Origin of the sequence: Simplicispira metamorpha (genome assembly GCF_004341365.1) — a bacterium.
GTDB lineage: Bacteria > Pseudomonadota > Gammaproteobacteria > Burkholderiales > Burkholderiaceae_C > Simplicispira > Simplicispira metamorpha.
On the sequence record NZ_SLXH01000043.1, the window covers coordinates 1 to 16,911 of the forward strand.

Consider the following 16,911-nt stretch of genomic DNA (forward strand, 5'->3'; position numbering starts at 1 on the left):
TGGAAGAACTGCGAGCGTTGGCTCAATACCAGTTTGCAATTCATCCATCTAGCATTCTTGGCGCTAATGCTCAAAAGACTTTGAACACGTTCTTACAGCATGGGCACCGCGCCGTAGGCGCCTGCCATGTACTTGGCGTAGAAGTTGTCGTCCGCACGCACACCTTCCATGTCTGACAGGCGCCAAGCCTCGCTGCGGCAGCGTTCGTTTTTCTCTACCAGCATGATCTGGCCCTTTTTGAGCAGATTCAGGATTTCTACCGAATGGCAGGTGAAGACCATCTGCGCGTTGTGCGGGTTGGTCTTGGGGCTGATGAACAGGTTCAGTATCGGCTCCAACATCAGCGGGTGCAGATCGGATTCCAGTTCGTCAAAGACCACCGTGCCGCCTTCCGCCAAGATGGGCAGCAGATCGGCAAGCAGTACAAACGCCGCTTGCGTACCACTGGACTCGGCCAACATGGGCAACTTCATCTCACGTTCGCCATCGCTGTGGATGCCGAAAGGCACCAGAACCTTTTCTTCCTTGCCTTCCCTGATGGTGCGCAAGGTTTCCAGGCGCACGTCCTTCAGGCCGAAATCCCACTGGTGCAACAGGGTGGCCATCCGGGCCCGGTGTGCCTCACTGTCAGCGAAAAATTCTGCCGCACCGAGCACATCCGGTGCCTGAAACGCCTGCCGACCCATGGCGCCCACATTGCTGTGGCGGCGGCCAAGGGCTTGGACAATCGTGTGTGCGGTTTCCACGCCAAACTGCTCTGCCATGGAGATCAGGGAGGCCAGCGGCTTGACCTTCTCCGCCTGCTTTTGTGGCAGGCCGAAGTGCGGCTGCTTGATGGATTCTGTGCCCGTTTGCGCATTCCACTGCCGGGTGAACAGGGTGCTGAACAAGCGGCTGGTCTTGACGCGCAAGGACTCGGACAGAACCCGCTCTTTGTTCAAGGCCAAGGCATAGCGGTAGAGCTTGCCGCTGGCCTCGAACTCCAGCTCGAAGTGGCTGGCGCCGCTGTCCTCGAGCGCGTGCGGTTGCACTGCGAGGCTTCGTCCGGGTTCCATGAAAAACGATTTGGTCACAAACCAGCACACGAAATCCAGCGCCTTGATGACGTTGGTTTTGCCCGCGCCATTCGCGCCCACCACGGCCAGCAGCTTGCTCAGGCGACGGTCAGTGGCGGTGGACGCGAAGCTGCTCTCCGTACCGTTGGAGTGGGAGTCGAGGACGAAAGACACTTCGGTCTCGTCCGCGAAAGAGAAGAAATTCGAGAAGCGAAGAGTGTGCAGCAATGGATTTGCTCGATGATTTTTAACAATTATTTGTTGATTATGCGTGAGTGTTATGTTTTTGCATGGCGATTGCCATCGGCTTCGGTCTATTTGAATGCCTTGCCAGCGATTGCTGGCCGCATGAATTCGCGCTTGCTGGAGGCTCGTTACCGCCTGTTTTCGTTCAAATTCTCAGCCGCGCCATCCGCCCGTGCCAGGCAGCGCCGCAGCATGGCGACAAAGGCCAGCGCTGTGACGGCCAGCGCCGCTGCGCTGGTGATCCAGAACACGGCGGGCGTGGGCTGGGCGGGCCAGGGGCCCCAGCCGTGGTAGGCCAGCACATAGCCGCCGCCCAGGCCCGCGCCCCACAGCAGCAGGCTGTACACCACCAGCGGCGCGATCGTGATGCGGTAGCAGCGCAGCACAAAAATGCAAAAGCACTGCACTGCATCCACCAGGTGGTACAGCGCCACCCACGCCACCAGCGGCGCGCCCACCGCCACCACCGCCGCATGGCCGGAGTAGAGCGTGACCACCGCGTCTTTTGCTATGAATAAAAGAGCTGCCAGCGCAATCGCCATCAGCCCTACCGCCTTGAAACCTGTCAAAGCGGCCAGGCGGGCGCGGGCCTCGTCACCGGCGCCGCGCCAGAAGCTCACGCGCGCGCTGGTGGCAATGGCCAGCGACAGCGGCACCATGTAGAGCACGGCGGCCAGGTTGGCGGCGATCTGGTGCGCGCCCGCTGCCGTGGTGCCCTGGCGGGCAATGAACAGCGCCATCAGCGTGAACGAGGTCACTTCCACCAGAATCGCCAGCCCGGCGGGCACGCCCAGGCGGGCAAAGTGGCGCAGCTGGCGGCCATCGGGGCGCTCCAGCCGCTGCCACAGGCGCAGTGGCCGGTACAGCGCCTGGGTGCGCGCCAGCCACAGCGCCGTGGCCAGCATGGCCGCCTGCACCAGCAGCGTGGCCCAGGCGCAGCCCTCCACGCCCAGTGCGGGCAGACCTGCGCCACCAAAGGTCAGCCAGATCGACAAAGGCACCTTCAGCACCAGGCCCAGCACCTGGATGTGCGTGACCAGCCGGGGCTGGCCCAGCGCCTGGTTGAGCGTGCTGAACAGCCGAAACAGCAGCGCCAGCGGCAGCGCCGTGGCCAGCACGGCCAGGTAGCGCTCCACGGGCGCGTGCAGCGCGGGCGGCACACCGGCGGCGCCCAGCAGCGGCCCCGGCGACAGCAATACCGCCGCCCCGGCCACCGAGGCCAGCGCGCACAGGTACAGCCCCTGGCGCAGCGACTGGCCGATGGCCTCGGGCCGGTGGGCGCCGCGCTGCTCTGACCACACCGGCAGCAGCGCTTGCAGCACGCCGGTCAGGGCCACGTACACGCTGACAAAAATTGCCGACGCCACCGACAGCGCCGCCAGCGACGCCTCGGCATGGCGCCCGGCCACGATGGTGTCGGTGATACCAAAAGCCATCACGGCCAGTTGGCCGGTCAGCACGGTGCCCGCGTGGCGGGCAATGAGGGAGAGGTCAGACATCGCACAAAGGGGGGAGGGGCGGGCGCACGCTACGCCGCAGGGGCCGCACGCCCGCAGGGCGCTCTTAAATCAATAGCTTATGGCGCACCGTGGGAGCGCCTTGGAAGCCGATTTGACCATTATTTGTGGGCGCGTGCTTCCCGCTGCCCCGAGTCAGGTGCCGCCCACGTAGGGGTTGCTCTGGCGCTCGCGGCCAAAGGTGCTCTCGGGGCCGTGGCCGGGGATGAACACGGTCTGGTCGCCCATGGGCCACAGGCGCTGGGTGATGCTGTCGATGAGCTGCTGGTGGTTGCCCTGGGGGAAATCGGTGCGCCCAATGCTGCCGGCAAACAGCACGTCGCCGACAAAGGCGCGGTCGATTTGCGGGGCGTGGAACACCACATGGCCCGGCGTGTGGCCGGGGCAGTGGCGCACGTTCAAAGTCTCGTGGCCAATTTGCACGGTGTCACCGTCGTGCAGCCAGCGCGTGGGGGCAAAGGGCTGCGCGGGCGCAAAGCCAAATTGCACGCTTTGCTGGGGCAGGCCGTCGATCCAGAACTGGTCGCCCGGGTGCGGGCCGACGATGGGCAGGGAGAGGCGCTGGGCCAGCTCGCCGGTGCCGCCCGCGTGGTCGATGTGGCCGTGGGTGAGCCAGATTTGTGTCAGCGTCAGGCCCAGGCGCTGGACTTCGGCCAGCAGCAGGTCGAGGTCGCCACCGGGGTCAATGACGGCGGCCTGGTGCGTGGCGTCGCACCAGACGATGGAGCAGTTTTGCTGGAAGGGCGTGACGGGGACGGTGTGGTAGTGGAGCATGGGGGTGGTGCAGCAACAGAAAAAATCAGGTGCCATGACAAATGGCCGGCAAGCGTAGCACCGGCGCTGTGCCCCTGTAGTGTCAGCCCCCGCAAGCGCGTGGCCTGCTGGTGGTCAGTGCGGCGGTGCCGGGCTGCGCGGCTCAGGCGCCAGCGCTCGCGTCGTCGCTGCCGCCGGGCAGCACCAGCCGGCCACTGCGCAGGGCCTGCGCCAGCAGGTCGGGGGTGGCGCGGATGTGCGCCTCCAGCGCCAGGGCGGCGCGCGCTTCGTGGCCTGCCAGGGCCAGCTCGCAGATTTCGGTGTGCTCGGCATGGACGTCGCGCACCGAGCCGGGCAGGCCCATGGCGTAGCGCCGGTAGCGCTCGCCGTGGCGCGAGAGCAGGCGCAGCACTTTCTGCGTCCAGGGCGACGCCTGGCCCGCCAGCAGGGTTTCGTGAAAGCGCACGTTCAGGGTTTCCCACTGCCGCCGGTGTGCGGGCTCTATGGGCTGCTCCAGGGCAGAAATGGCCTCGTAGCTGCTGCGCACGGCCACGCGCCAGGCGGCCCCGCCGTGGCGTATGGATTGGCGCAGGGCTTCGATTTCTACTTGCACGCGCAGCCGGGTCAGGTCTTCCAGTTCTTCCAGGGCGATGGGCGCCACCCGAAAGCCGCGTTGCCCTTCGCTGGTGACCAGGGCATCGCTGGCCAGCCGGGTGATGGCCTCGCGCAGCGTGCCTGCGCCCACGCTGTACTGGCCGCGCAGGTGCTCGATGCGCAGCTTGCTGCCCGGCTCCAGCCGGCCTTCGATGATGTCGTTGCGCAGCGCCGCGTAGGTTTGCTCGATCAGGGTGCGCGAGGGGGCGGCGGCGCCGTCGTGCAGCCCGGCGCTGGCGGTGGCCGGTAAAAAAGTGCGTTTGGCCATGGTGGTGCAGGGTGGGGTCAGGGCTGGGCGCGCTCGTTCAGGCGCGACAGCCGGTAGCTCAGTTGGGGCCGCGTCAGGCCCAGGGCGCGCGCGGCTGCCGAGAGGTTGCCTCCGGCGCGGGCCACGGCCTCGCGGATCAGCGTGTCTTCCAGCGCCTCCAGCGACAGGCCGCTGTGCAGCAGCGTGTCGTACAGCGAGGCGGCCTGGTGGGCGGGCGCGGCCACGGTGCGCTCGAGCGCGCCGCGCGCGTTGACGGTGGCGCCCGCCTGCATGGTGATGTGCGGAAACAGCAAGTCGGCGTCCACGCTCTCGTCCGAGGGCGTGAGGATGACACCGCGCTCGATCAGGTTCTCCAGCTCGCGCACGTTGCCCGGCCAGGCGTGGGCACGCATGGCCAGCAGGGCGCGGTCGGTAAACCCGGCCAATCGCTTGCCGTGGCGCACGGCGTACTTTTGCAGCAGGTGCATGGCCAGCAGCTCGATGTCGTCGGCGCGCTCGCGCAGGGGCGGGATGCGAATGGGGTAGATGTTCAGGCGGTAGAGCAGGTCGCGCCGAAAGCGCCCTTCCTGCACGGCCTGCTCCAGATCGACGTTGGTGGCGGCCACCACACGCACGTCCACGCGCCGGGCCTCGTGGCCGCCCAGGCGCTCGATCTCGCCGGTTTGCAGCACGCGCAGCAGCTTGGCCTGCGCGGGCAGGGGCAGCTCACCCAGTTCGTCGAGCATCAGCGTGCCGCCGTGGGCGCGCTCAAAGCGGCCCATGCGGGCGCTGGCCGCACCGGTGTAGGCGCCTTTTTCTGCGCCGAACAGCTCGCTCTCGATCAGCTCGGCGGGCAGGGCGGCGCAGTTGATGGCCACAAAGGGCTTGTCAGCGCGCGTGCCCATGGCGTGCAGGGCGCGGGCAAAGCGCTCTTTGCCCACGCCGGTTTCGCCGGTGAGCAGCACCGTGACCTGGGTGGCGGCGGCTTTGCGCAAGAGGGCAGCGGTTTGCTCAAATGCCCGCGAGCGCCCGATCAGCGGGCCCAGTTCGTCGGCCGGTTGCAGCTGGGTGCGCAGGGTTTGCACCTGCGATTGCAGCTCATCGAGCTGCACCAGCACCGAGTCGGGGTCGTAGTCGCGGGCCATGGCTTCGCTGTCGGGCCAGGCTTCGGCAAAGCGGCCTTCGATGCGGCAGTGGTCGTGGCCGCAGGCGGCGCATTGCACTTCCTTGAACAGCACCGAGCGCTTGAAGAACGCGCTGGTGTAGCCCGAGGCATAGCCCAGCAGCATCCAGCAGGCGGGCTCTTCTTGTGGGCCGAAGTCCCGCACCTGGGCCTCGGCCTCCCAGCTGTGGTCCCAGCGGAACTGGCCCAGAAAGTGCCCGGCGGCCTCGTCGATCTCGAATGCCAGCGGCGTGACCTGCACCGCGCCTTCGAGCATGTGCAACTGCGGGCCCACGGCAAACACGTCCAGCAGCGGGGCGTCGGGGCGCACCTGGCGCGCCAGCAGCGCATCGCGCTCGCCCGAGGCGTAGCCCGCGCGCAGCAGCAGGCGGCGCGTCTGGGCGCGTCCCAGGGTGCCCATCAGCTCCCGGCGCAAGGCGTGCAGCGCTGCGGCATGCACCAGCACCATGCGCTGGCCCGACAGCCAGATGCGGCCATCGCCCGCAGAAAAATGCACCAGTCGGCGCAGGTCGGCATCGGAGGGCAAGGGGGGCATGGAGGGAGCAGACATTCCAAGACTATCGATAAATTATCGCTGGCCCATGACCGGGTTAACCCGATGTTTTGCGTGCATCCACCAAATCATGAAGTGTTTTGGCGTGGTTTTCATCAATTGATAACGTTGCAGCGCGGCAAATACCGCATGGCGAAAGGCGTGTGCGGTGCATCAGGCCGCAGGGCCCTGAAAAGGCCGGTTTTTCTAGGGACTAACCCTTGTTTTATCGATATTTCTGGGGTGGGTGCAGAAAGCTGGCACGGCCCATGCACTACCTGACGTGCAAAGCCAACCCCAAGGAGCCCGCAATGAACCCTGAGCCAATGGCCATGAACGACCTGCCCTGCGATGTCTCGCGCAAGTTTGTCCGTGTCCTGCAAAGAAGGGGCAATGGCCTTGTCGAGTTCGAGTTTTCGATCGGATGGCCCGAGCTGGCGGTGGAGTTGATGCTGCCGCAACCGGCCTTCGAGGCGTTCTGCCAGACGCACCAGGTGCGCTGGCTGGACGAGGGCGCTGAAAGCCCGGCTTCCACCACCGTTTGAGGAGACAAAGCACATGAACATTGACCTGCAAGCGCGAGAGATCACGCCGCTGCGCAACACCTTTGCCCGCGTGGCCGCTTACCACGGCGACAAGGTGGCCTCGCGCTACCAGGAGGCCACCCTGGGCGTGCAGCCCACGGCCAACTTCCATTACCGTCCCACCTGGGAGCCCGAGTTCGAGCTGTTCGACACCGGGCGCACGGCGGTCAAACTGGCCGACTGGTATGTGTTGCGCGACCCGCGCCAGTACTACTACGCCAACTGGACGATGGCCCGCGCCCGCCAGCAAGAAGCGATGGAGGCCAACTACCAGTTCGTCGAATCGCGCGGCCTGATCGACAAGATGCCCGATGCCCTGCGCGCCAAGGCCAGCGATGTGCTGGTGCCGCTGCGCCACGCGGCCTGGGGTGCCAACATGAACAACTGCACCATCTGCTCGCGCGGCTATGGCACGGCGTTCACGGCACCGGCCATGTTCCATGCCATGGATGCGCTGGGTGTGGCGCAGTACCTCACCCGCCTGGGCCTGGCGCTGGGCGAGCCCGCTGCGCTGGAGGCTGGCAAAAACACCTGGCTGCAAGACCCGCGCTGGCAGGTGCTGCGCCGCCTGGTTGAAGACACGCTGGTCATCCAAGACCCGTTTGAGCTGTTTGTGGCGCAGAACCTGGCCATCGACGGCCTGCTGTACCCGCTGGTCTATGGCCATTTTGTGGACGACCACCTGACCGTGCAGGGCGGTACCGCCGTGGCCATGCTGACCTCGTTCATGCCCGAATGGCACGCCGAGAGCGCCCGCTGGATTGATGCCGTGGTCAAGGTGGCTGCCGCTGAAAACGCCGACAACCACTCGCTCATCAGCAGCTGGTTCCAGCGCTATGCCGACCAGGCGCAAGCGGCGCTGGCACCCATCGCCGAGATCGCCCTGGGCGGCGCTGGCGCCCCGTCTTTGCAGGCGGTGCGCGATGCGCTCACGGCCCGCGCCCGCAAGGCCGGTCTGGCCGTCTGAGGAGCATGCCCATGAACGCCCCTGTTGTTTCCAACGTCTTCATCGCCTTTCAGGACAACGAAGAGTCCCGCCCGATCATCGACGCCATCCTGGTCGACAACCCCGAAGCCACTGCCGTGCATTCGCCAGGGCTGGTGAAGATCGACGCCCCCGGGCGCCTGGTCGTGCGCCGCGAAACCATTGAAGAGCAGACCGGCCAGCGCTTCGATTTGCAGCAAATCCACGTCAACCTCGTGACGCTCTCGGGCCACATCGACGAGGACGACGACGAGTTGTCACTGAGCTGGCTGCGCTGAACCGCGGCCCCACGCACCCCCACACCAAGGAGACAAGACCATGGACGCACCCGTGAGCAAGAAAAAGCTCGGCCTCAAAGAGCGCTACTCCGCGATGACGCGCGGTTTGGCCTGGGACACCACCTACCAGCCGATGGACAAGGTGTTCCCTTACGACAAGTACGAGGGCATCAAGATCCACGACTGGGACAAGTGGGAAGACCCCTTCCGCCTGACCATGGACGCCTACTGGAAGTACCAGGGCGAGAAAGAGAAAAAACTCTACGCCGTGATCGAGGCGTTTGCCCAGAACAACGGCCAGCTCAGCATCTCGGATGCGCGCTACGTCAATGCGCTCAAGCTGTTCATTCAGGGTGTGGTGCCGCTGGAGTACTACGCCCACCGGGGCTTTGCCCACGTGGGCCGCCACTTCACCGGCGCGGGCGCGCGCGTGGCCTCGCAGATGCAGGCGGTGGACGAGCTGCGCCACTTCCAGACCGAGACGCACGCCCTGTCGCACTACAACAAGTACTTCAACGGCATGCACAAGTCCAGCCACTGGTTTGACCGGGTCTGGTATTTGTCGGTGCCCAAGTCGTTCTTTGAAGATGCCTCGACCGGCGGGCCGTTCGAGTTCCTGACGGCAGTGAGCTTCTCGTTCGAATACGTGCTGACCAACCTGCTGTTTGTGCCCTTCATGAGCGGTGCGGCGCACAACGGCGACATGAGTACCGTGACGTTTGGTTTCTCGGCCCAGTCGGACGAGTCGCGCCACATGACGCTGGGCATTGAGTGCATCAAGTTCATGCTGGAGCAAGACCCGGCCAACGTGCCCATCGTGCAAAAGTGGATCGACAAGTGGTTCTGGCGCGGCTACCGCGTGCTGACGCTGGTGGCCATGATGCAGGACTACATGCTGCCCAAGCGCGTGATGAGCTGGAAAGAAGCCTGGGAGATGTACGCCGAGCAAAACGGCGGCGCCCTGTTCCGCGACCTGGCACGCTACGGCATCCGTGAGCCCAAGGGCTGGAAGCAGGCCTGTGAGGGCAAAGACCACATCAGCCACCAAGCCTGGAACACCTTCTACAACTACTGCGCCGCCGCGCCCTTCCACACCTGGATTCCCAAGGAAGAAGAGATGCAGTGGCTGAGCGAGAAGTACCCCGACACCTTCGACAAGTACTACCGCCCCCGCCTGGAGCACCTGCGCACGCAGCAAGAACAAGGCAATCGCTTCTACAACAAGACGCTGCCCATGCTGTGCACCACCTGCCAGATTCCGATGGTGTTTACCGAGCCGGGCGATCCGACCAAGATTTGCTACCGCGAATCGGACTACCAGGGCGACAAGTACCACTTTTGCAGCGACGGTTGCAAAGAAATCTTCGACCACGAGCCGGAAAAATACGTCCAGTCGTGGCTGCCGGTACACCAGATTTACCAGGGCCACTGCTTCAAGCCGGGCACCGACCCCAGCGCCGAAGGATTCGATCCGCTGATGGCCGTGCTGGACTGGTACGAGCTGGAGGTGGGGCGCGACAACTTCGACTTTGAAGGTTCTGAAGACCAAAAGAACTTTGCTGCCTGGCGTGGCGATGCAGCGCGCGTCCCACCTGCGCAAGCAGCTTCCGACAGCAGCGCAGACCAAGGAGCAAAGCCATGAGCGTGACCGCCCTCAAGCCTTACCACTTTCCGGCCAAGGATGTGCGCGAGAACTTCCCCGCGCCCCTGCTTTACATCGGCTGGGAAGACCACCTGCTGTTTTGCGCTCCGGTGGCGCTGCCGCTGCCCGCCGACACGCCGTTTGGCGCACTGGCCCAGGCCGTGCTGCCCGGCATCTATGGCTACCACCCCGACTTTGCCAAGATCGACTGGGGCTGTGTCGAGTGGTTCAAGTCCGGCCAGCCGTGGACGCCCGACCCGGCCAAGTCGTTGCAGGACAACGGCCTGGGCCACAAGGACGTGATCCGTTTTCGCACGCCGGGCCTGACCGGCATTGGCGGATCGTTCAGTTAACCGTTCACGCAAGGCCAGCCGCCGGGTGCGCAGTGGCGCCCGGCGGCACCCCCCACACCATGAGCTACCAACTCACCCTTGAACCCCTGGGCGCCACCATTGAGGTGGAAGACGGCCAGACCTTGCTCGACGCCGCGCTGCGCCAGGGCATCTACATTCCGCACGCCTGCGGCCACGGTTTGTGTGGCACCTGCAAGGTGCAGGTGACAGACGGCGAGGTGGACCACGGCGCGGCCAATCCGTTTGCGCTGATGGAGATGGAGCGCGACGACGGCATGACCCTGGCCTGCTGCGCCACGTTGCAATCGGACGCCACCATCGAGGCCGACATCGAGGACGAACCCGATGCCCAGGTCATTCCGGTGCGCGATTTCAGCGCCACCGTGTTGCGCATTGAGCAGCTCACGCCCACCATCAAGGCGCTGCATTTGCGCCTGAACCAGCCGATTCGCTTTCAGGCCGGTCAGTACGTGCAGGTGCAGATTCCGGGCGTGGAAGGGGGCCGTGCTTTCTCGATTGCCAACGCGCCCGGTGCCGATGGCCAGAGCAGCGAGATCGAACTGAACGTGCGCCTGGTGCCTGGTGGCGCTGGCACCACATGGCTGCACCAGTCGTTGCACGAAGGCGATACGGTGCAGATCACCGGCCCCTATGGCCGCTTCTTTGTGCGCCAATCGGCCCAGCTGCCGATGGTGTTCATGGCCGGTGGCTCGGGGCTGTCCAGCCCGCGCTCGATGATTCTGGAGCTGCTGGCCCAGGGCTGCACCCAGCCCATCACGCTGGTGTACGGCCAGCGTGCGCTGGACGAGCTGTACTACGACGCTGAATTTCGCGCCTTGGCCGCCCGGCATGCCAATTTCAACTACGTGCCGGTGCTGTCCGAGGTGCCCGAAGGGACGCAGTGGACGGGCGCGCGCGGCTTTGTGCATGAGGCCGCCCAGGCGCATTTCAGCGGCAACTTTGTGGGTCACAAGGCCTATCTGTGTGGCCCGCCACCCATGATCGAAGCCTGCATTGGCACGCTGATGCAAGGCCGCTTGTTTGAGCGCGACATCTACACCGAGAAGTTTCTCTCGGCTGCCGATGCACAAAAAACGCGCAGCCCGCTGTTCCGCAGCATCTGACCGGGGGGCCAGTCCATGACTTTGCCTGCTTCGACCCTGCGCATCACGGTGGCGCAAACCGGCGACAGCTTTGACTGCGCTGCCCATGAGAGCCTGCTGACAGGCATGTTGCGCCTGGGGCGCAAAGGCATTCCGGCTGGGTGTGTCAATGGTGGCTGCGGTGTCTGCAAGGTGCGCATTTTGGAGGGCGCAGTGCGGCCACTGGGCCCGATCAGCCGTGCCCATGTCAGCCAGTCTGAAGAAGCCCAAGGCTGCACCCTGGCCTGCCGCGTTGCCCCCCTGGAGCCCGTGCGCCTGGAGGTAACGCCGCTGCTGCGCAAACCTTTTCTGGGCCGCGCACTGGGCGCCCCCACCCCCGCAGCCGCTTGAGTGCCGGTGCCTGGTTTTTTTCCCCACGACAGATAGCCAACGATTTCACTAACCACAAGGAGACATGCAATGGGCGTTTTACGAATTGGGCATATCAGCATTCGCGTCATGGATGTGGATGCAGCCGTCAAGCATTACGAAGAAGTGCTGGGCCTGAAAACCACGATGAAGGACAACGCAGGTAACGTGTACCTGAAGTGCTGGGACGAGTGGGACAAATACTCCCTGATCCTGACGCCCAGCGACCGTGCGGGCATCAACCACGTCGCCTACAAAGTTGAGAAGGACGAAGACCTGGACGTTTTTCAGGCGCGCATCGAAGCCTGGGGCGTTGCCACCACCTGGCTGGATGAAGGTGCGCTGCCCTCCACGGGCCGCATGCTGCAATTCAACCTGCCCAGCGGCCACGAAATGCGCCTGTATGCCAGCAAGGAATATGTCGGCACTGACGTGGGGACGCTCAACCCCGATCCATGGCCCGATGGCATCCGGGGTGCGGGCGCGCACTGGCTGGACCACTGCCTGCTGATGTGCGAGATGAACCCCGAGGCGGGCATCAACACCGTGCAGGACAACACCCGTTTCATGAAAGAGTGCCTGGACTTTTTCCTGACCGAGCAGATTCTGGTTGGCCCCAACGGCGATATGCAGGCTGCCACCTGGATGGCGCGCACCAGCACACCGCACGACATCGCTTTCGTGGGTGGCCCGGTCAGCGGCCTGCACCACATCGCGTTCTTCCTGGACTCGTGGCATGACGTGCTCAAGGCCGCCGACGTCATGGCCAAGAAGAAGGTCAAGATCGACGTGGCCCCCACACGCCACGGCATCACGCGCGGCGAAACCATCTACTTCTTTGACCCCAGCGGCAACCGCAACGAAACCTTTGCCGGCCTGGGCTACCTGGCGCAGCCCGACCGCCCCGTGACCACTTGGAGCGAAGACCGCCTGGGCAGCGGAATTTTTTATCACACGGGCGAACTGGTGGCCTCTTTCACCGACGTGTACACCTGAGCCCCGGCTGCCCCTTGCACCCCTTTTGCCGGGGCGCGCCTGCACTGCGGGTGGCGCCCCGCACCACCGCCTCCAAGAAAGAACACCGATGAAAAAGAACGCGATAGCCAGCGCCGCACTGGCGCTGTTGGCGGGCCTGTCTCCCCTGGCTGCGCAGGCCGAAGGCCACTATGTGCCGGGCGTGGAAGGCATACAGGCTGCCAGCGCCCCCCCGCCGGGCGTCTATTACCTGGGCTACCTGGTCAACTACAACATCAACAGCTTTCGTGCGCCGGGCTCCAGCACCAACCTGCCGGGCCACAACAGCGGCACCGTGACGGCGCTGGCCAACCGCTTTGTCTGGATGACCGGCCACCAAGTGCTGGGCGCGGACTACGGCGTCGAGGCCATCGTGCCGCTGCTGCGCACTTCGCTGACCATCAACGCGGCGGGTATTTCCGACAGCCGCTCGGGTGTGGGCGATGTCTATGTCGGGCCGCTGGTGCTGGGCTGGCACGGCACGCAGTGGGACGCCGTGGCGGCTGCGGGCATGTGGCTTGATTCGGGCAGCACCGGCCAACCGGCCTCGGCAGGCAAGGGCTTCAAAAGCACCATGCTCACCGGTGGCCTGACGTATTACTTTGACACGGCCAAAACCCTCAGCGGCTCTGCCCTGCTGCGTTTTGAGCGCCACGGCAAAACCGACAGCGGCCTGCGCCACGGCAACCAGGTGACCATGGAGTGGGGCCTGGGCAAAGCCTTTGGCCCGGTGCAGGCCGGTGTGGTGGGCTACAGCCAGTGGCAAACCAGCAACGACAGCGGCCCTGGGGCCAGCCTGAACAAATCCTCGCGCCATGCGCTGGGCGCGGAGGTGGTGTACCCCATGGCACCGGGCCTGGCCCTCAAAGGCGCTGTCTACAAAGAGCTGCGCGCAGAGGCGGGCACCGGTCCACAGCCCAAGGGCTCGCTGGTGCGCCTGACGCTGGTCAAGGCCTTTTGAGGCAGTGCCGGTGTCCGTGTCCTCCATTGCACTGTGGGGGGCATGGCCATCGGCGCTGTCCCATCGGTGTCTTTGGTGGGCACAAAGCACAGGACGAAACCATTGCCCGGGCCGCGTTGCAGGCCCGGGGTCTGGCATGAACTGCAACGTTAGGAAAATCCCATGAAACAGGTACTCAACTTCATCAACGGCCAGCATGTCGCCAGCAGCCGCACTTTTGACAAACACTCGCCCGTGCATGGCGGGGTGATTGCACAGGTGCATGAGGCCGGGCGTGAGCAGGTCGATGCCGCTGTGGCGGCTGCGCGCGCTGCCCTCGATGGCCCTTGGGGCCAGATGAGTGTGGCCGAGCGGGTGGAGCGCCTGTATGCCGTGGCCGATGGCATCAACCGCCGCTTTGAAGAGTTTCTGGCCGCTGAATGCGCCGATACCGGCAAGCCGCGCAGCCTGGCCAGCCACATCGACATTCCACGCGGTGCGGCCAACTTCAAGGTTTTTGCCGACGTGGTCAAAAACGTGCCCACCGAGTTTTTCGAGATGGCCACACCCGATGGCCGTGGTGCCATCAACTACGGCTACCGCTCGCCTGTGGGCGTGGTCGGCGTGATCTGCCCCTGGAATCTGCCGCTGCTGCTGATGACCTGGAAGGTGGGCCCGGCGCTGGCCTGCGGCAACACTGTGGTGGTCAAGCCCTCGGAAGAAACGCCGCAAACCGCCGCCTTGCTGGGCGAGGTCATGAACGAGGCGGGCATTCCCCCGGGTGTGTACAACGTGGTGCATGGCTTTGGCCCCGATTCGGCAGGCGAGTTTGTGACCACGCACCCCGGCGTGGACGCCATCACCTTCACCGGCGAAACCCGCACCGGCGAGGTCATCATGAAGGCTGCCGCCAAGGGCGCACGCCCCGTGAGCCTGGAAATGGGCGGCAAGAACGCCGCCATCATCTTTGAAGATGCCGACTTTGACGCGGCCATTGAAGGCACGCTGCGCTCGGCGTTTGTCAACAGCGGCCAGGTCTGCCTGGGCACCGAGCGCGTGTACGTGCAGCGCCCCATTTTTGACAAATTCGTGGCCGAGCTGAAAAAGCAGGTCGAGGGCTGGAAGATCGGCCTGCCCGAAGATGCCGACACCAAACTGGGCCCCGTCATCAGCAAAGAACACCAGGCCAAGGTGCTGTCGTACTACCAGCTGGCGGTGGCCGAAGGCGCCACCGTGGTCACGGGCGGCGGTGTGCCTGACATGGGGGCCGGGTTTGCCGAGGGCGCCTGGGTGCAACCCACCATCTGGACGGGGCTGCCCGAGACCGCCCGCGTCATCAAGGAAGAAATCTTCGGCCCCTGCTGCCACATTGCCCCCTTCGACACCGAAGAAGAAGTGCTGGCCAAGGCCAATGACAACGTCTATGGCCTGGCCACCGCCATCTGGACGCGCGACGTCTCGCGTGCCCACCGCGTGGCGCAGAAGATGAAGGTGGGCCTGTCGTGGGTCAACAGCTGGTTCCTGCGCGACCTGCGCACACCGTTTGGCGGCTCCAAGCAATCGGGCATTGGCCGCGAGGGCGGCGTGCATTCGCTGGAGTTCTACACCGAGCTGAAAAACGTCTGCATCAAGCTCTGAGGACTTTGCGACATGAGCAACCCTGAAATCGCCCACTCGGTGGTGGCGGCGGGCATCCGCACCAATTGTCACGATGTCGGCAGCGGCCACCCGGTGCTGTTGATCCACGGCTCTGGCGCCGGGGTATCGGCCTGGGCCAACTGGCGCCTGGTGATGCCCGTGCTGGCCCAGCAGGCCCGGGTGATTGCCCCCGACATGGTGGGTTTTGGCTTTACCGACCGGCTCGATCTGAGCCAGCCCGGCCAGCGCTACGACATGGATACCTGGGTGCGCCAGGCCGTGGGCGTGCTGGACGCGCTGGGCATTGAGAAAACCGATCTGGTGGGCAACTCGTTTGGCGGTGCGCTGGCTTTGGCGCTGTCCATTCGCCACCCGCAGCGGGTGCGCCGACTGGTGCTGATGGGCAGCGTGGGCGTGCCCTTTACCCTGACGCCCGGCCTGGATGCGGCCTGGGGCTACACGCCATCGCTGGAGAACATGCGCAAGCTGCTGGATGTGTTTGCCTATGACCGCAGCCTGGTCACCGACGAGCTGGCCCGCCTGCGCTACGAGGCCAGCATCCAGCCCGGTTTTCAGGAATCGTTTGCGGCCATGTTTCCGGCACCGCGCCAGCGCTGGGTGGACGCCATGTGCAGCCCCGAGTCCGCCATCCGGGCGCTGCCGCACCACACGCTGGTGGTGCATGGCCGTGATGACCAGGTGATTCCGCTGTCCACGTCGCTGACGTTGTCGCAGTGGATTGTCCGCTCGCAACTGCATGTGTTTGGCCAGTGCGGCCACTGGACACAAATTGAACACGCCGCGCGCTTTGCCCGGCTGGTGGGCGACTTTCTGGCCGAGGCCCGCCCTGATGAACCCCTTCCTTTGAACGCTTGAGAACACCATGAACTCCACCCTAATAGAGCAGCTTGGCGACGAGCTGTATGGCGCGCTGACGGCGTGCCAGGTGCTTGACCCGCTGTCGAGCCGCCACCCCGACATCACCATCGAAGACGCCTACGCCATCCAGCAGCGGCTGATTGCCCGCCGCCTGGGTGCAGGCGAGCGCGTCGTGGGCAAAAAAATCGGTGTCACCAGCCAGGCCGTGATGAACATGTTGGGCGTGTTCCAGCCCGACTTTGGCATCTTGCTCGATGGCATGGTCTACAACGAAGGCCAGCCCATCGAGGCCCGCACGCTGATCCAGCCCAAGGCCGAGGGCGAAATCGCCTTCGTCCTGAAAAAAGACCTGATGGGGCCGGGCGTGACCGCCGCCGATGTCATGGCCGCCACCGAGGGCGTGATGGCCTGCTTTGAGATCGTCGATTCGCGCATCCGCGACTGGAAGATCCAGATCCAGGACACCGTGGCCGACAACGCCTCTTGCGGCGTGTTCGTGCTGGGCGACCGGCTGGTCGATCCGCGCGATGTCGATTTGGCCACCTGCGGCATGGTGCTGGAGAAGAACGGCGAGATCGTTGCCACCGGCGCAGGCGCTGCGGCGCTGGGCCACCCGGCCAATGCCGTGGCCTGGCTGGCCAACACCCTGGGGCGCCTGGGCATGGGCCTGAAGGCGGGCGAGGTGGTGCTGTCGGGCTCGCTGGGGATCATGGTGCCGGTGCAGGCCGGTGACAGTTTGCGCGTGACCATTGGCGGCATCGGCGGCTGCTCGGTGCGCTTTATTTGAGACAGGAGACATTCCATGCAAAAAATCAAATGCGCCCTGATAGGCCCAGGCAACATCGGCACCGACCTGCTGGCCAAGCTGCAGCGCAGCCCCGTGCTCGAGCCCGTCTGGAT

At 64.9% G+C, this 16,911-nt stretch carries 17 protein-coding genes and 2 pseudogenes; 14 read left to right on the forward strand and 5 right to left on the reverse strand.

Annotation, left to right across the window (positions count from 1 at the left end; translation table 11 throughout):
- Positions 1 to 84, forward strand: a pseudogene (locus EV674_RS16480) (IS5/IS1182 family transposase); the annotation flags it as partial.
- A gap of 8 nt (positions 85 to 92) precedes the next feature.
- Here EV674_RS16480 and EV674_RS16485 read toward each other — a convergent pair.
- From EV674_RS16485 to EV674_RS16505, 5 genes are all read right to left on the reverse strand, one after another.
- Entirely contained in the window at positions 93 to 1,283 is a 1,191-nt protein-coding gene (locus EV674_RS16485) for an AAA family ATPase (protein WP_119014792.1), read from the reverse strand.
- Positions 1,284 to 1,429: 146 nt separating this feature from the next.
- Positions 1,430 to 2,800 carry an MATE family efflux transporter gene (locus EV674_RS16490; RefSeq protein ID WP_119014791.1) on the reverse strand — a complete coding sequence of 457 codons (1,371 nt, stop codon included), beginning with the start codon at positions 2,798 to 2,800 and terminating at the stop codon, positions 1,430 to 1,432.
- 153 nt (positions 2,801 to 2,953) lie between these two features.
- A complete protein-coding gene (locus EV674_RS16495; protein WP_119014790.1) occupies positions 2,954 to 3,592 on the reverse strand; it encodes an MBL fold metallo-hydrolase in 639 nt (212 codons plus the stop codon).
- Between the two features lie 142 nt (positions 3,593 to 3,734).
- Positions 3,735 to 4,493 carry a GntR family transcriptional regulator gene (locus EV674_RS16500; protein ID WP_119014789.1) on the reverse strand — a complete coding sequence of 253 codons (759 nt, stop codon included), beginning with the start codon at positions 4,491 to 4,493 and terminating at the stop codon, positions 3,735 to 3,737.
- Between the two features lie 17 nt (positions 4,494 to 4,510).
- The gene (locus EV674_RS16505) at positions 4,511 to 6,205 is read right to left on the reverse strand and encodes a sigma 54-interacting transcriptional regulator (RefSeq protein WP_119014788.1); all 1,695 of its coding nucleotides are present in this window, start codon (positions 6,203 to 6,205) and stop codon (positions 4,511 to 4,513) included.
- A 293-nt stretch (positions 6,206 to 6,498) separates the two neighbouring features.
- Between EV674_RS16505 and EV674_RS16510 the strand changes: the two genes are divergently transcribed.
- The 13 genes and pseudogenes from EV674_RS16510 to EV674_RS16570 all read left to right on the forward strand — a co-directional run.
- On the forward strand, positions 6,499 to 6,732 hold the full coding sequence (locus tag EV674_RS16510; RefSeq protein ID WP_119014795.1) for a phenol hydroxylase subunit: 234 nt from the start codon (positions 6,499 to 6,501) through the stop codon (positions 6,730 to 6,732).
- A gap of 13 nt (positions 6,733 to 6,745) precedes the next feature.
- Positions 6,746 to 7,738 carry an aromatic/alkene monooxygenase hydroxylase subunit beta gene (locus EV674_RS16515; protein ID WP_119014787.1) on the forward strand — a complete coding sequence of 331 codons (993 nt, stop codon included), beginning with the start codon at positions 6,746 to 6,748 and terminating at the stop codon, positions 7,736 to 7,738.
- Positions 7,739 to 7,749: 11 nt separating this feature from the next.
- On the forward strand, positions 7,750 to 8,034 hold the full coding sequence (locus EV674_RS16520) for an MmoB/DmpM family protein (RefSeq protein ID WP_119014794.1): 285 nt from the start codon (positions 7,750 to 7,752) through the stop codon (positions 8,032 to 8,034).
- Between the two features lie 40 nt (positions 8,035 to 8,074).
- On the forward strand, positions 8,075 to 9,676 hold the full coding sequence (locus EV674_RS16525) for an aromatic/alkene/methane monooxygenase hydroxylase/oxygenase subunit alpha (RefSeq protein WP_119014786.1): 1,602 nt from the start codon (positions 8,075 to 8,077) through the stop codon (positions 9,674 to 9,676).
- A complete protein-coding gene (locus EV674_RS16530) occupies positions 9,673 to 10,029 on the forward strand; it encodes a phenol hydroxylase subunit P4 (RefSeq protein WP_119014785.1) in 357 nt (118 codons plus the stop codon). Before EV674_RS16525 ends, EV674_RS16530 begins: the two co-directional genes overlap by 4 nt.
- Before the next feature lie 59 nt (positions 10,030 to 10,088).
- A complete protein-coding gene (locus tag EV674_RS16535) occupies positions 10,089 to 11,153 on the forward strand; it encodes an NADH:ubiquinone reductase (Na(+)-transporting) subunit F (RefSeq protein WP_119014793.1) in 1,065 nt (354 codons plus the stop codon).
- Positions 11,154 to 11,168: 15 nt separating this feature from the next.
- On the forward strand, positions 11,169 to 11,522 hold the full coding sequence (locus tag EV674_RS16540) for a 2Fe-2S iron-sulfur cluster-binding protein (RefSeq protein WP_119014784.1): 354 nt from the start codon (positions 11,169 to 11,171) through the stop codon (positions 11,520 to 11,522).
- Between the two features lie 69 nt (positions 11,523 to 11,591).
- The gene (locus tag EV674_RS16545) at positions 11,592 to 12,536 is read left to right on the forward strand and encodes a catechol 2,3-dioxygenase (protein ID WP_119014783.1); all 945 of its coding nucleotides are present in this window, start codon (positions 11,592 to 11,594) and stop codon (positions 12,534 to 12,536) included.
- 88 nt (positions 12,537 to 12,624) lie between these two features.
- On the forward strand, positions 12,625 to 13,515 hold the full coding sequence (locus EV674_RS16550) for a SphA family protein (RefSeq protein WP_119014782.1): 891 nt from the start codon (positions 12,625 to 12,627) through the stop codon (positions 13,513 to 13,515).
- A gap of 162 nt (positions 13,516 to 13,677) precedes the next feature.
- Complete coding sequence (locus EV674_RS16555; protein ID WP_119014781.1) at positions 13,678 to 15,132, forward strand: 2-hydroxymuconic semialdehyde dehydrogenase; 1,455 nt, start codon at positions 13,678 to 13,680, stop codon at positions 15,130 to 15,132.
- A gap of 12 nt (positions 15,133 to 15,144) precedes the next feature.
- Entirely contained in the window at positions 15,145 to 16,008 is an 864-nt protein-coding gene (locus EV674_RS16560) for an alpha/beta fold hydrolase (RefSeq protein ID WP_119014780.1), read from the forward strand.
- 7 nt (positions 16,009 to 16,015) lie between these two features.
- Positions 16,016 to 16,798, forward strand: a complete 783-nt coding sequence (gene dmpE, locus EV674_RS16565; protein ID WP_119014779.1) for a 2-oxopent-4-enoate hydratase — start codon at positions 16,016 to 16,018, stop codon at positions 16,796 to 16,798.
- Between the two features lie 15 nt (positions 16,799 to 16,813).
- Positions 16,814 to 16,911, forward strand: a pseudogene (locus EV674_RS16570) (acetaldehyde dehydrogenase (acetylating)); the annotation flags it as partial.